The 13,558-nt window shown below is 68.5% G+C and carries 13 protein-coding genes; all 13 read right to left on the bottom strand.

Features of this window, described 5'->3' with window-relative positions; translation table 11 throughout:
* Nucleotides 1–21 precede the first annotated feature (21 nt).
* Genes ACSC1S_RS20490 through ACSC1S_RS20430 form a run of 13 tightly spaced genes read right to left on the bottom strand, consistent with a single transcriptional unit; the run spans nt 22 to nt 13,434 of the window.
* Nucleotides 22–1,341, bottom strand: coding sequence for a hypothetical protein (locus ACSC1S_RS20490; RefSeq protein WP_435365944.1), 1,320 nt, complete (start codon nt 1,339–1,341; stop codon nt 22–24).
* Between the two features lie 31 nt (nt 1,342–1,372).
* Nucleotides 1,373–2,065 (bottom strand): molybdenum cofactor guanylyltransferase, encoded by a 693-nt coding sequence (gene mobA / locus ACSC1S_RS20485; protein ID WP_435365943.1) that lies wholly within the window; start codon nt 2,063–2,065, stop codon nt 1,373–1,375.
* Nucleotides 2,062–3,372 carry a P-loop NTPase gene (locus ACSC1S_RS20480; protein WP_435365942.1) on the bottom strand — a complete coding sequence of 437 codons (1,311 nt, stop codon included), beginning with the start codon at nt 3,370–3,372 and terminating at the stop codon, nt 2,062–2,064. Before ACSC1S_RS20480 ends, mobA begins: the two co-directional genes overlap by 4 nt.
* Complete coding sequence (locus ACSC1S_RS20475; RefSeq protein WP_435365941.1) at nt 3,369–4,205, bottom strand: HEAT repeat domain-containing protein; 837 nt, start codon at nt 4,203–4,205, stop codon at nt 3,369–3,371. The genes ACSC1S_RS20480 and ACSC1S_RS20475 overlap by 4 nt, the downstream gene beginning before the upstream one ends.
* A complete protein-coding gene (locus ACSC1S_RS20470) occupies nt 4,202–5,110 on the bottom strand; it encodes a DUF8068 family protein (RefSeq protein ID WP_435365940.1) in 909 nt (302 codons plus the stop codon). The genes ACSC1S_RS20475 and ACSC1S_RS20470 overlap by 4 nt, the downstream gene beginning before the upstream one ends.
* Nucleotides 5,107–5,880, bottom strand: coding sequence for a molecular chaperone TorD family protein (locus ACSC1S_RS20465; RefSeq protein ID WP_435365939.1), 774 nt, complete (start codon nt 5,878–5,880; stop codon nt 5,107–5,109). The genes ACSC1S_RS20470 and ACSC1S_RS20465 overlap by 4 nt, the downstream gene beginning before the upstream one ends.
* Nucleotides 5,881–5,889: 9 nt before the next feature.
* Entirely contained in the window at nt 5,890–6,744 is an 855-nt protein-coding gene (locus ACSC1S_RS20460) for an ethylbenzene dehydrogenase-related protein (protein WP_435365938.1), read from the bottom strand.
* Nucleotides 6,737–7,792 carry a nitrate reductase subunit beta gene (gene narH / locus ACSC1S_RS20455; RefSeq protein ID WP_435320455.1) on the bottom strand — a complete coding sequence of 352 codons (1,056 nt, stop codon included), beginning with the start codon at nt 7,790–7,792 and terminating at the stop codon, nt 6,737–6,739. The genes ACSC1S_RS20460 and narH overlap by 8 nt, the downstream gene beginning before the upstream one ends.
* Nucleotides 7,789–10,665, bottom strand: a complete 2,877-nt coding sequence (narG, locus tag ACSC1S_RS20450; protein WP_435365937.1) for a nitrate reductase subunit alpha — start codon at nt 10,663–10,665, stop codon at nt 7,789–7,791. The genes narH and narG overlap by 4 nt, the downstream gene beginning before the upstream one ends.
* Nucleotides 10,658–10,840 carry a DUF8120 family protein gene (locus ACSC1S_RS20445; protein WP_435365936.1) on the bottom strand — a complete coding sequence of 61 codons (183 nt, stop codon included), beginning with the start codon at nt 10,838–10,840 and terminating at the stop codon, nt 10,658–10,660. The genes narG and ACSC1S_RS20445 overlap by 8 nt, the downstream gene beginning before the upstream one ends.
* Complete coding sequence (locus tag ACSC1S_RS20440; protein ID WP_435365935.1) at nt 10,833–12,224, bottom strand: cytochrome b; 1,392 nt, start codon at nt 12,222–12,224, stop codon at nt 10,833–10,835. The genes ACSC1S_RS20445 and ACSC1S_RS20440 overlap by 8 nt, the downstream gene beginning before the upstream one ends.
* Complete coding sequence (locus ACSC1S_RS20435) at nt 12,224–12,859, bottom strand: Rieske (2Fe-2S) protein (RefSeq protein WP_435365934.1); 636 nt, start codon at nt 12,857–12,859, stop codon at nt 12,224–12,226. The genes ACSC1S_RS20440 and ACSC1S_RS20435 overlap by 1 nt, the downstream gene beginning before the upstream one ends.
* On the bottom strand, nt 12,856–13,434 hold the full coding sequence (locus ACSC1S_RS20430; protein WP_435365933.1) for a hypothetical protein: 579 nt from the start codon (nt 13,432–13,434) through the stop codon (nt 12,856–12,858). The genes ACSC1S_RS20435 and ACSC1S_RS20430 overlap by 4 nt, the downstream gene beginning before the upstream one ends.
* Nucleotides 13,435–13,558 lie beyond the last annotated feature (124 nt).

Below are 13,558 nucleotides of genomic sequence, written 5' to 3'. Positions count from 1 at the left end.
TCGTTCTCCGACCGTTCCGGCTCAGTCCGCGTCAACAGCGCCCCGGTCGGGCTGGCCCGCATCCCGGTGCACGACGAGTCCCATGTTGGCCGCCACGAGCAGGAAGCCAGTCAGCAGCAACACGACCCCACCGGTGAAGACCGTTCCAGGGACCCAGCGCAGGTCGGCTCCGGCGACCAGTCCGGTCCCGGCCACCACCAGCCAGAAGTCGGCTCTCGCCAGCCGGTGGTCGAACAGGTCCTCGACCATCGGCACCGGCTCGTAGCCGAGCAGGTCGCTGTAGCGCTCCAGCCAGACGAGGAACGGAATCACGTGATAGAGGCTCCCGACGACCACGACGGCGACCCCGCCGAACAGCAGGAGGGCGACCCCACCAGTGCCGCCGTACCGGGCCGTCGCCGCCGTCGGGTCGCCGCCCACCCACGCTGGGACCGTCAGGACCACCCAGCACGCGAGGGCGACGGCGACGACCCCGTACCGGGCCAGCGTCGGCGTGGTCTCGACGGTCCGGCGACGGAGCACTCGACCTAACACGACGGTGAAGGCGGCCACACCCACGAGGACGAGGGCACCGCCGAGGCGGGCGACCGGCGACGAATCCAGCAGCCGACCTGCCGCGAGCACGCCGACACCCAGTGGGTACACCGCCGTCTCCACGCGCTGGAATCGTTGGTCACGCTCGTCGAGGCTCGTCCCGGCGAACATCACCGCGAGCTGGTAGAGCGCCCCGAACACCGTCGGCAGGATGACCCCGAACACCGCCATGGTGGCGTGTGCCGACACGAGCCTGTCCCTGGGAGGGAGCGAGTCGAGTACGGCCGGGTCGAGGAATCCCGCACCGAGTGCGAGTCCCACCGCCGGGACCGCCGAGAGGAAGGCGAGTGCAACCGCGAAGTGGGTCTCCGTCACGTCGCGGTCGCCACGGGGCGGGAGCGTCCGCCAGATGTTGTAGGTGAACAGCCAGAGGCCGAGACCGGCGAGGAGCCCACCCGCGGGCACCAGCCAGAGCGTCATCGACCAGAACCCGGCCACGATTCCGACGACCCCGCCGGCGACGAGTGGCAACTGGAGTCTGGCCAGCCGGGTCGAGTGGAGTCGCACTCCCGACCACACCGGGACGAACTGCGTCATCGCGCCCATGATGGTGAGACAGATCCAGCCCACGACGACCGCGTGTACCACCGCGGGCGGCGGGGCTACCCGCTGCGGTGTCGGGTACAGTCGAATCACCCACAGGCCCATCCCGGCCGCGAGGAAGGCGAGGGCGACGAGGAAGTGGCGCAGCGGGATGGCCGTCGGGGGGCCCTGTCCCGTGTCGAGGTCGGTCACGGCTGGTCGCATACGTGGATAGAGGACCGCGGGTCCCCTCGATTTAGTTCCGAACGTGTTCGCCCGGGTCGGGGCCGTGACCGACCGCGGCTTCCATCGTCGGTATCGAACGTAGGTCGCCCCGGGTGTTGACGTTCACCGTCGACCGGGCGAGGGGGATGTTCTGGGGTGCCTCGTGCTGTGGAACCCGGTCGACGGTCAGCCGGTCGAGCACGACCCGGAGCCGGTCGTCGTCGGGGCGCGTCTCGAACAGCGACGCGAGCGCGTCACGGTCGAATACCCCGTGGAGGAGCTGTGGCTGCCCCTCGACGTCCATGGGAACCACCGCGTTCGCTTCGGTCGTCTGCAACCGGGCCGCCTGCCAGGAAACCGCCGCGGGCGAGAGCAGGGGCATATCACAGCCACAGACGAACACGCGGTCGGTCTCGACCGCATCCAGCGACCCGGCGAGACCGGCAACCGGGCCGCCACACCAGTCCGCATCGGGGGTGAACCGGACCGGTTCGGAGACGGCCTCGGTGACCAGCTCGCGTTTCGCTGCACTGCGAGCCGCGACCACCGGCGGTCGCCCGGTCGCCCGCCAGAGCCGGCGGACGACCCGGTCCACCAGGGGCCGTCCGTCGAGCGTCGCCGTCGCTTTCGGAGTCGGTCCGAACCGCGTGCTGGTCCCACCCGCGAGGACGACGCCCGTGAGGGAAGAAGCTGGCAGCACCGACGTCTCCCGGTCGCCCGTCATGGCCTGGTCGTCCGCAAGAGCCAGTCGTGTGGGGTGGCCCGCTTGACGGTGAACGGGTCGAACGCCGACGGTTTCGCACCGGCGAGTTCGGCGAGGAACGCCCGGATGGGTGAGGGGTCCCGGTCGCTGACGACCACGAAGGGGTCGCCAGACTCGAGGTCAGCGAACGCCTCGCGGACTTCCTGCTTGCGGTCCTGTGGCGGGAGCCCGCGGATATCGACCGCCGACTCGGGCGCGCCGACGTCCCAGGTGGTCTGGGCGGCCTCGGTGACCGCGTCACCCAGTGGCTCGACCACCTCGGGCACGGCTCCCGGGACCGGCGGCTCCTGCAACTCGGTGGCGAACGGGAGTTCCGCCAGCGTCGTCGTCTGGAGGTCGTCCATTGGCGAGCCGTCCGGGAAGAGGTCGTGGGTGTCGCCACAGGACGGGCAGGTGAACCCGCCCATGTTGACGACGGTCCCGAGAACCGGCACGTCGTTGTCCCGGAACAGCTCGACGCTCCTCGCGGTGTCCTCGACCGCCGACGGGAACGGCGTCGTCACGACGACCACGCCGTCGACGTGGACCTCCTGCAGCGTCGTCAGCACCACGTCGCCGGTTCCCGGCGGGAGGTCGAGCACCAGCGTGTCCGTGTTCGACCAGGCCGTGTCCTCGAACAGTTCCGTCACGGCGTCGTGTGCCATCGCGCCGCGCCAGCCGAGTGGTGCGCCCTGCTCCATCAACCCGATGCTCATGGCTTCGAGGGTGCCCTCCCCGGGCACCTCGACGGGTAATGGGTGCCCGTCGTCGTCGGAGTGGATGGGGCCCGCGATGTCGAGCAGGGTCGGGACGTTCGGCCCGTGCACGTCCGCATCGAACAGGCCGACCGCCTGGTCACCGGCGAGTGCGCAGGCCAGCATCGTCGAGACGGTCGACTTGCCGACGCCGCCCTTCGCGCTGGCGACCGCGATGACGGTGTCGAAGGCGGCCGTCCCGCTGTCGCGGTCCACGTCCGAATCCGGCGTCGGAGCTACCGGTTCGACGTGGGCCGACTCGATTCCGGGGACGGATCGGACCGCCTGCAGGACCGCCCCGACCACCTGCTGCTCGCCGGCCGGGTCGAAGTCAGAGAGGTCCGCCTCGACGGTCGCGCTCCCCCCGTCGACCACGAGGTTCTCGACCAGGCCCGCCTCGAACACGTTCACGCCGGCCTCGGGGTCGCGGACCTGCCGGAGTGCGGCTTCGACGCGCGCTTGCAGGTCTGGCTGTTCGTCCACTCCCTCGTCCTCGTCCTCGTCCGTCTGGTTGTCTGTCTCGTGCATGGTCACAGGTCGGGCCGGCGGTTCAGGCGGTCCTCGCCGGGGAGGGTCGTGTCAACCTCGTCGAGCGCACCGCTGAACTGCCGGCGGAACGCCCCGGGGTCGGCCTCGTACGCCCTGGCCGCGGTTCGGCAAACGATGTCGCTGTCGTCCGAATCCGCCAGTGCTGCGAGGCGCTCCCTGGCGTCGTCGTCGTCCACGCCCGCGAGCAGGTGTGCTGCCCACTCGCGAACGCGCTCGCTCTCGTCGTCGGTCTGGGCGAGCAGCAGGTCCTTCGCGGCCTCGCCGCGGAGTTTGAACAGTGAGATGGCGGCGTTCCGGCGGACTGCGTGGTGCTCGTCGTCCAGTGCGCCTTCGATCGCCTCCTCGTGGCTCTCACGGTCCAGCCGGTCCAGCGAGACCAGTGCCTCCGCGCGCACCCACGGCTCGGGGTCTTCCAGCAGTTTGCGGGCCGTCTGCGCGGCGATGTCACCGCCGAGTTTCCCGAGGGCCTCGACCGCGAACTGGCGGACCTCGGGCTCGTCGTCGGTGGCCGCGGCCGCCGCCAGCCCCTCGATTGCGGCGTCACTCGGGTCGCGTTCGGCCAGCGCGAGCGCGGCTCGGCGGCGCTCGATGGGGTCGTCGCCCGCGAGGGTGGCGAGCAGGTCGTGCTCGGCCGCGTCCTCGACGGGTTCCGTGTCGCTGGCCGCGAGTTCGGCCGGGTCGGCCTCCCCGATGGTCACGTCCTCGCGGGAGACCTCGATATCCTCTAGCCCGACCGGTTCCTCGCCGAAGCCGGGACTGTTCTCGGGGTGGAGTTGCGGGTCCGGCGGCCCGTCGGTGGCCTCCTCCTCGTCTCTCACGCGAGACCACCTCGAGTCTCGGTACCGGCACCGCCATCGGCGACGAGCAGTGCGAGCGCGACCACCGCCCCGACTGCTCCGGGCAGCGTCGCCGGGACGCCCGAGACAAGCAACAGGACGGCTCCCAGGGCGACCGGCCAGCGCCCGGTTCTCACACCTGCCACGGTCGCGGCGACGCCGCCGCCGGCCGCCAGCGCGACCAGCACCACGGACCCGCCGACGACGTTGCTCCCGACGAGCAGCGCGGCTCCGGCGACGAAGGGCGCACTCGTCGCGGCCTGGTACACCGCCACCGCGGCCAGTGCGCCGGCACCGAGGTCCGGCCACGAGAGGCTCCGTCCGGCGAACGCCGGTGCCAGGGCGATTCCCAGCAGTGCCACGGTCGTGCCCGTGGTTCGGAGGGTAGTTGCGACGCCCGAGGAGGCCGCCAGTGAGAGTGCAATACCGAGCAGCACGACGGTACTCGAAACGAGTCCCAGCGGGGTGACCTGCCGGTTCGCCTCGTGGATCCGGGCCGCGACGGCGAGCGAACCACCGCCGAGGACCGCCCCCGCAGCCGGCAGCCACGCCGCCGGGGAGAGTCCGGCGAGGACGCCGAATACGCCGACGAACGTCAGGCCGACGCGCTCGGCAGGCGAGGTCGAAGCCGTACTCGCGCCGAGGACGAGTGCCGCGAGTGCGGGCCCAAGGAGCGCCGCGAACAGCACCGGCCGCAACAGGGAGGCGTCGACTACCGGCCCCTGGAGCGAGGCGTTCACCGCCAGCCTGAGGACGAACACGGCGGTCGCGGGGACGACCGCGAGCAGTGCAGCTGCGGTCCGGGTGGTGACGGGGAGGCCGTCTACCACGGTCGCGACCGCGCCGCGCGTCCGGGTACTCCAGTGGTCGAACGTCGAACTGCTCACGGGTCGTCACCTCGCTGGTCCTCAGCCGGGGGCGTTCCCTCGAAGCGCGCGGCGAGCGCCTGCTGGTCGGCCCGGGAGAGCCGGTCACAGAAGTCGGCGAGCACCCCGTAGAGACCGGTCCCGGACTGCGCTGCCATCGATTCGGCGACTCCCGGGACCGTCACCCTGAGGTGTCGGTCGAGGAAGTCGAGGCGGGCCCTGGCGAGGTCGCGACCCTCGTCGTCGGCTGCGACTGCCTCCTGCCGGGCGAGGTAGCCCGCGAACTCCAGCAGGTAGGGCAGGAAGTCGTGGTTGTCGCGCGTCTCCTGGTTCACCTCGACGCCGAAGTACTCGTAGGCCCGGGCGAGGTCCAGGTTCACGTCGTTCCAGGACACCTCCGAACGATAGCGTGACTCGTACAGCGACACGGGCGGCCCCTGCGAATCGAGCGACCCGTCGGTCCGGTCCTCGTACTCCGCGTAGCCGACCGTGAACAGGTCGTTGTAGCGGGCACAGAGCGTGTCGTGGTCGTCGTCGGTCCCGAGGTCCGGCGGGTCGATATCCAGTCCCGAGACCGCGACCAGTTCGGCACCGGTCTCGGTGACCTCGCCACTGGCCAGTCGCTCGTGGACCGACGCGCTCGGTTCGCGGAACAGGGTCGCACACAGCCCGTACAGTGCGCCGCGGGCCGCGGCCTCCCTGTCCGTCTGGTCCGGCATCGGTGGCTCGTCACTCGTCGTCCCTGCGGTCGATTCCTCGTCGTCTCGCGTGGTATCGGGTTGTTCTTGCATCAGCTCACCTCAGGTTCGTCGCATCGCCGTCACGGTCGCGACCGCCACCCCGACGATGGAGACGCCAGCGACCGACCACAGCAGCGTCTCGTACGGTGGGCCTTGCGGGCCTGGACCCAGCGCGAAGTGGTACCACTCGCTGACGGATTTCCGGCCGGAGCGCTCCATCTCGGAGCCGTTCCAGACCGCGAAGGCGACGTCCATGTCCTCGTCCGTCGGGACGACCGTCCGGTTCTGGCCGGTGGCCTGCAGGTCGCGGGCCAACACGACCCGCCAGTGGCCGTCCTCGTAGCTGGTCGAGACGTTCACCGCGGGTTGTTCGAACTCGGTGGTCGTGGCGGGACCACCGGCCAGTAGCTCCTCTGCCCCGCTGGGCGAACTCCAGTACCAGACGTTGACCGGGTTGCGCGTGCTGCCCATGGAGATGGGCGGGCGGGCGCTCTGGTTCACCGGGACCTGGACCGCGAGCGCGTCGGCGAACTCCCGGGGGCTGCTCGCGTTCCGGTCTGCGGTTCCGTCGGCCCACGACAGGCGGACGTAGAACCGTTCATCCGTCTGGATCGCCTGGACGGTGACCTCCTCGACCGAGGTCGTATCGGCGTTTGGGACGCCACTCGGGGCGCTGGTCATCGGGACCTCGACGGGGGGTGCGTCACCCCAGGCGGCCGCGTCCGGGCTCGCGGCGCTCGTCTCGCCCACCGGCTCGTGGACGGGAATCTGGTGGGCCGGGCGGGCACTGGCGAGCATCGGCACCAGCAGGGCCGACGCGACCACCAGCGCCGTCAGCGCCAGCGTGACCGCGATGGTCTGTCTGGTCTCACGGTCGGCCCGTCTCCCGCTCCCCGTCTCCGTTCGCTCAGTCATCGTCGAACACCTCCATGCGGTACTTCTGGGCCGGATTCTCGTCGGTGAGCATCGAGAGGAGTTCGCTCTCGCCGCCGCGGTTCACCTTGTCGCGCTCGCGTTCGATGGTGTCGAGCGCGTCGTGGACTCGCTCGCCGAACAGCTCCTCGAGGTAGGTTCTGGGGATGCGGTCCACGTCGACGGTCTCGCCGTCCTCGGAGTGCTGTGGCGGCGCGTAGGGCGGGATGTAGTAGACGTTCGGGTCGGTCTGGTACTCGGGGTGCAGGGGCAGCGCGACCTCGTACTCGTTCACCAGCTTGTGGATGGGGCCCTCCTCGTCGTCGAGGAACCCCACGAGCCGGAGCTGTGGCGGACACTCCTCTGCGCAGGCCGGTTTGAACGTCTCCCCGTTCGGCCCCTCGCCTTCGAGCCGCGGGTAGCAGAAGATGCACTTCTCGGAGGTCTTCTTGACCGCGTTGTAGTACACCTTCTTGTACGGACAGCCCTCCACGCAGTAGCGGTAGCCCCGGCAGCGCTCCTGGTCGACCAGCACGATGCCGTCCTCCTCGCGCTTGTAGATGGCCTTGCGCGGGCAGGCCTCGACACAGGAGGGGTGCGTGCAGTGGTTGCAGATACGCGGGAGATAGAAGTAGTACGAGTTGGGGTACTCGCCGGCCCCCTGGTCCTCGTCCCAGTTCGGCCCCCACTCGGGGTCGCCCTGGGGGCGAAGGGGCTCGTCGCTCCCGTCGTACATGATGGCCTCGTGGTTGAACTCCCAGTGGTGGCCGTAGTCCTCCTGTTCGGGAATCTCGCCGGGGTTGCGCTCGTTATGCTCGCTGGATTTCCAGCCGCCGCCTTTCTCCTCCCAGTTCTTCGGGTAGCCCTTGCCGGGGCGGGTCTCGACGTTGTTCCAGTACATGTAGTCGCGGCCGCCGCCCTCGGTCCAGAGCGACTTGCACGCGACCGTGCAGGTCTGGCAGCCGATGCACTTGTTCAGGTCCATCACCATCGCGACCTGGTGGTCGACGCCGTCGGCGAGGTTCACCCCGTCGTCGGACTGGCTGCTCATCCGTCATCACCTCCCTTCTTCCGGACGTCGACGCGGACGTCCGAGTTCACCCCGGTCGGCCCCCAGTAGTTGGGGAAGAAGTAGAGGTGTTCACCCGAGTCCTCGGGGTACTGGACGAGCTGGGTCGGTTTCATGTACATCGGCACGAGCGAGTTGAAGTTGTCCCGGTCGGGGAACTGGAACTGCTCCCAGGCGAAGTACATCCGGGCGGTGCCGCGCTGGCTGCTCGGGTACTCCTTCGCCTGGACCTCGACCTCGGCGAGGTCGTTGTGGACGACGACCGTGTCGCCGTCCTCGATGCCGCGTTCGTCCATGTCCTCGGGGTGCAGGTAGACCAGCGGCTCGCCGCGCTGCAGGCGCAACATCTTCTCGGAGTCGCGCCACGTCGAGTGGATGGACCACCGACCGTGGGGCGTGTTGTACTTCAGCGGGTACTCCTCGCGGTCCTGCTCGGCGACCGGTCCCTTGTGCGTGGGCAGCTGCTCACCAAGCTCGATGAACCAGTCGTGGTCGATGTAGTACTGCTGGCGGCCGGTGAACGTCGGCCACGGCTCCTTGTCCTGCACGAAGCGCTTCCACGGCGTGTAGGCCTCGCCTTCCTCGATGTCGGAGGTCCAGTGGTCGCCGGCGGCCTTCAGCCGCTGTGGCTGTTCGACCGTGTCGGCGAAGGTTATCTGTTCGTCGCTGTCGTGTGGATTGGACTCCTCGGAGTGTTCGAGGACGAACTCGCAGGCCGCCCGGTCCTCTTCGAGAGCACCTTCCTCGTCGTCGAGCCAGTCGCGAACGTAGTCGTCGTAGATGGTCGTGAGGTCGATCTCGCGGTCGAACTTCCGGTCCTGCACGGGTTCGATGCCGCGGTCACGGGCGACCTCCTGAATCTTCGCGGCGAGCTCGCGGAAGATCTGCCAGTCAGTCTTGGACTCGCCCAGGGGTTCGACCGCCGGCGTGAACGGGTGCACGTAGGTGTGCATGTCCGTCATCGAGAGGTCGTGTTTCTCGTAGTGGCTCGCGGTCGGGAGGACGATGTCCGCGTTCATCGCGGTCGAGTCCATGCGGAAGTTGATGTCGACGACGAGGTCGAGTTTGGGCCACAGCGTCTCCTCGACGGCGACGTTCCCCTTGGACTGGTTGAAGTAGTTCCCCCGCCAGACGAACATGGTCGTCGGGTCGGGTCTGGACCCGTCATCGCGCTTCTCGGGGTAGAGCGGCATCCAGCCCTTATCCAGTGACTCCTGTATCTTCGCCCGGGTGTCCTCGTCGGTGTTCTCCATGATGCCGGCGTGGTAGTACGTCCACAGCGTCGTCGGGACGCCACGGACGTTCCCGGTCGGGAACGAGAGCTTCTTCCAGCCGTGGATAGTCCAGATCTTCTCCTGGCCGACGTAGTGGTCGAGGCCGGTGCCCTGCCGACCGAGGTTGCCGGTGAGGGTGACGAGCAACTGGAGCGCCCGGTTCCCGAGGTCGTTGTGGTACCAGTCGTTGACGCCCTTCCCGTGGATGATCTTCGCGCGCTCGGCCTCGGCGAACTCGCGGGCGATGCGCTGGTGCGTGTCTTCGCCGACACCCGTCTCGTTGTAGACGTACTGCGGGTCGTAGTTGGATAACTCGTCCTGCAGGTTCAGCCAGACCGAGCGGACCGGAATCTCGGCGTCGGCCCCGTCGACCGTCCGCTCCACCGCGAGGTCGGGCTCGAAGTCGAGTTCGATGCTCGCGGACTTGTCGTACTCGCCGTCGCGGTCGCCGAGGGATGCGGGCGCGACCCGGAGCGTCCCCGATTCGTCCTGCATGACGAACGTCTTCTCGGGGTCCTCGACCTCGTCGCCGAGGCCGGGCACCTCGCTGGCGCGGAGGAACTTCCCGGTGTCCTCGCGGACCAGCAGCGGCATGTCCGTCTGCTCTTTCAGGTGGGCCTCGTCGTGCAGGTCCTCCTCGACGATGGTCCTGGCCATGCCCAGCGCGAGGGCCGTGTCGGTCCCGCCCTCGGGACTCATCCACTCGTCGGTGTGGATGGCGGTCTGGGAGTAGTCGGTGAAGACGCCGACGCGTTTCGTCCCGTTGTAGCCGGCGTCGAGGAAGTACTTGGCGTCGGGGATGCGCGTGACGTTGATGTTCGACCCCCACGCGATGATGTAGTCGGCGTTGTACCAGTCCGCGCTCTCGGCGTTGTCGGTCTGGACGCCCCACGTCAGGGGCTGGCCCGGCGGCAGGTCCGAGTACCAGTCGTAGAAGCTGTGGGAGACGCCGCCGAGCAGGTTGACGAGGCGGCTGCCGGAGGCGAACGAGATGGGGCTCATCGCCGGAATCGGCGTGAACCCGGAGATGCAGTCGTACCGACCGGCCTGCACCTCGTCGACGACGTGGTCGGCGATCTCGGCGAGCGCCTCGTCCCAGGTGATGCGCTTCCACTTGCCCTCGCCGCGCTCGCCGACGCGCTTGAGCGGGTGCTTGATGCGCTGGTCGGCGTTGACGTAGTCCGTGTAGCAGGCACCCTTCTGGCAGCCCCGCGGGTTCGGGTCCGGGAGGCTCTCGTCGAAGCGGGGGTAGTCCCCGGCCTGCTCCTCGCGCCACACCTGGCCGTTCTTGACGTAGACGTTCCACGAGCAGGAGCCGGTGCAGTTCACGCTGTGGGTCGACCGGGACACCGAGTCCCAGTCCCACTCCTCGCGGTAGAGGTCCTCCCAGTCGCGATAGGGGTAGTTCCCGATGGGGTCGTCGACGACCTGGAGCCCTTCCATCTGGAAGAGGTCATCGGCTGCGCCGATGCCGGTCAGTCCTGCGGCCGTCGCTGCGCCGAGTCCCTTCAGGAACCCGCGTCTGGACGGCGTCACGTCGCTCTCGTCTCGCTCGTCGTGGGTCGGTTCTTGGTTACTCATGTTTCGTGACGAAGACGGTGGTCAGTGCGAGCGCGGCCCCAGCCACGCCGAAGGCGATACCTGCGGGGTCGCTCCCGCCCAACTCTAGTCCGATGGCGACCAGCGCCAGCCCGCCGAGCTTGGTCGCCCGGTCGAGCCGGGTGTAGGCCCGCGCCGAGACGGTCCACTCAGTCATCGGCAGGCACCTCCTGCTGGCCCTCATCGCTGGGCGTTCTCCCGTCCGACAGCACCCGGTAGACGATACCACCGGAAGCGGCCGGGGCGACCAGCAGCGCCACGATGAGGAACGGGTTGACGGCACTGGTCGTCGTTCCGAGCACCTCTGCGAGGATGTTGTTCATCCCCGCGATGGAGGCGATCATGATGAACACGATGGCGGCGACGCCGGTGGCGGTCTGCCAGGGTCGCTCCAGCGGGTCCGAGGTGAAGTGGGTCTGCTGGCTGTGATAGTCGATGAACGGCCAGGCGAACACCGCCAGGAACACCAGTCCCGGGAGCACCACGCCGCCGAGGAACTCGGTGCTGACGTGGATGTCGACCACGGGGATGGTGAAGCTCAGCCACGTCGGCAGGAGCTTCAGGAAGCCGTACAGCCACATGAAGAACCAGTCGGGCATGATGAGTTCCGGCGTGCCCGCCGGGTCGTTCGGGCCGTACTCGGCGATGTTGTGGACCGGCAGGAAGCCGGCCAGCACCGACAGCGTGGCGAGCGTCAGGAAGAACACCACGGCGCTGACGGCGACCTGGTTGGGGAACGCCGGGAGGCCGATGATGACGTCGCCGTCGTCCTGCTCGACCGGTTTGCGTCCCGACTTCACGTCACCGTCCCGGGGTGCCTCGGTGTGCTTCTGGCGTATCAGGATCGCCATGTGTAGCGCCAACCCGACCCCGATGAGCACCGGGATGACGAGGACGTGGAGGAAGTACAATCTGGGGATGGTCGCACTCGACGGGAACTCCCCGCCGAACATCACCTTCGCGGCGATGCTGCCCACTACCGGTATCGAGTTCGCGATGTTGAAGCCGATACCGGTGGCGGTGCTCGCGAACTCGTCGAACGGGAGCGCGTACCCGGTGTAGGCCGCGCCCATCGCGAGCACGGCGAGCCCGGAGCCGACGACCCAGTTCGCTTCCCTCGGGTTCCGGTACGCCCCGGTGAAGAACACCCGGAGCATGTGCAGTCCGATGGAGGCCACGAACAGGTGGGCCGCCCAGTGGTGCATCCGCCGGATGAACATCCCGTAGGGGATGTCGTAGGTTATCTGCAGGACGCTGACGAACGCCTCGGGGAGTTCCTGTCCCTGGAACTTCTCGACGCTGCCCTCGTAGGTCACACTGCTCGTGCTCGGCTCGAAGAACATCCCGAGGAACATCCCGGTGAGCGCGAGCACGATGAAACAGAACAGCGCGACCTCGCCGAGCAGGAACGAGTCCTCGGCGGGGAACGCCTTCCCGAGCGCGTTCCGCCCGCTGTCGAGTTCGAAGCGCTGGTCGGCCCAGTCGTAGGCCCGGCTGGGGGCGTCGGTCGCGCCCTGCCGGATGGAATCGAGTCGCGACATCACTCACCACCCGCGCCGACGGGCGCTTCGAAGTCGCCGGTCGCCATCAGGTAGCCGTCGCTCGACACCGTGATGGGGAGCTGTGGCAGCGCCCGCGGTGGCGGGCCGCCGACCACGGCTGCGCCGCTCTTGGGGTCGAACTTCCCGAAGTGACACGGACAGACGAGGGTGTCGCCCTCCTCCTTGGAGACCATGCAGCCAGCGTGGGTACACACCTTGGAGTAGGCCGCGTAGCCGCCGGTCGTGAACTCCAGTTTCGTCTCGCCGCCGTAGGCGGACTCTGGATACTTGACGAGGAGGGTCGGTGCCTCCTCGATGCCGGGCCGGGGTTCCGGGAAGACGGTCATCTTCTCGCCCTCGCCCAGGGCCTTCTCGGTGATTCGCTCGCCCTCGCTGTCGACGAGGTAGATACCGTCGGAGTAGATGGGTCCGGTGTAGTCCCGCTCGAACACCTGCGTGAGGCCGGCGAGTGGTGCGGCCAGCGTGCCCACGGCGGTCAGACCGCCGACCGTGGCCATCACCTTCGCGAAGTCACGGCGCTGGAGTTCGGCGCGGCTGTCGGAGTAGATGGTCGGTGCCCCGTAGCCGTCGTCGCCGCAGTCCGAACAGCAGCCGTCGCAGTCGTCGCCGCTCATGAGTGACCCCTCCGTTCGGCGACCTCGACGTGTGGCATGAAGAACGCGTAGTAGCTGACCGTGAGCATGGCGAGCGAGGTGAACATCCCCGCGGCGTAGACGCCGAAGTACTGGGTCCGGGCGAGGGTGAGGTACTCACCGGTGAACAGCGCCGCGAACGCGATGGCGAGGATGGTCAACCCGCCCATCGCGACGATTCCCTCGACCGCGTCCGAGGCGTCGTGGTACTCGACGACCCAGCGGTTCTCGGTGTCGAACCAGGGCAAGCCAACCTGCCCGCCGTCGGCCACCGCGGCGTCCGCCGAATCGTCTGGCCTGACTGCCTCGTTCATGAAGCGGTGGACCGCGGTCAACGCGCCGACGAGGCCGAACAGGGCGACCCAGACGATGACGCCGACCTGGCTCGGCGAGAGCTTGTTCGGCGTATCGATTATCTCCTGGAGGGGCCGCATCTCCGAGACGCTCTGGTCAATCTCGATCTCCTCGCTCGGTGGCTCGCCATGGAGCGCGACGTACCACATCGGCAGGAGCACCAGCGCGATGATGACCGCGATGACGATGGTTCCTCGTCTCATGGTTTCACCGCCGACTCACCTCGATACTCGATTCCAGTCGGGCGATTCGACCGCAACCTGCCGTCGTTCGAAGCCATGTGCGGGTCTTTCCGTTCCACCCCGGTAACTCGCGGACCACAGAATA

Source organism: Haloarchaeobius pelagicus (genome assembly GCF_051207375.1).
GTDB lineage: Archaea > Halobacteriota > Halobacteria > Halobacteriales > Natrialbaceae > Haloarchaeobius.
Note: the sequence above shows the minus strand (reverse complement) of the source record. Positions and strands in the feature narration are given on the sequence as shown.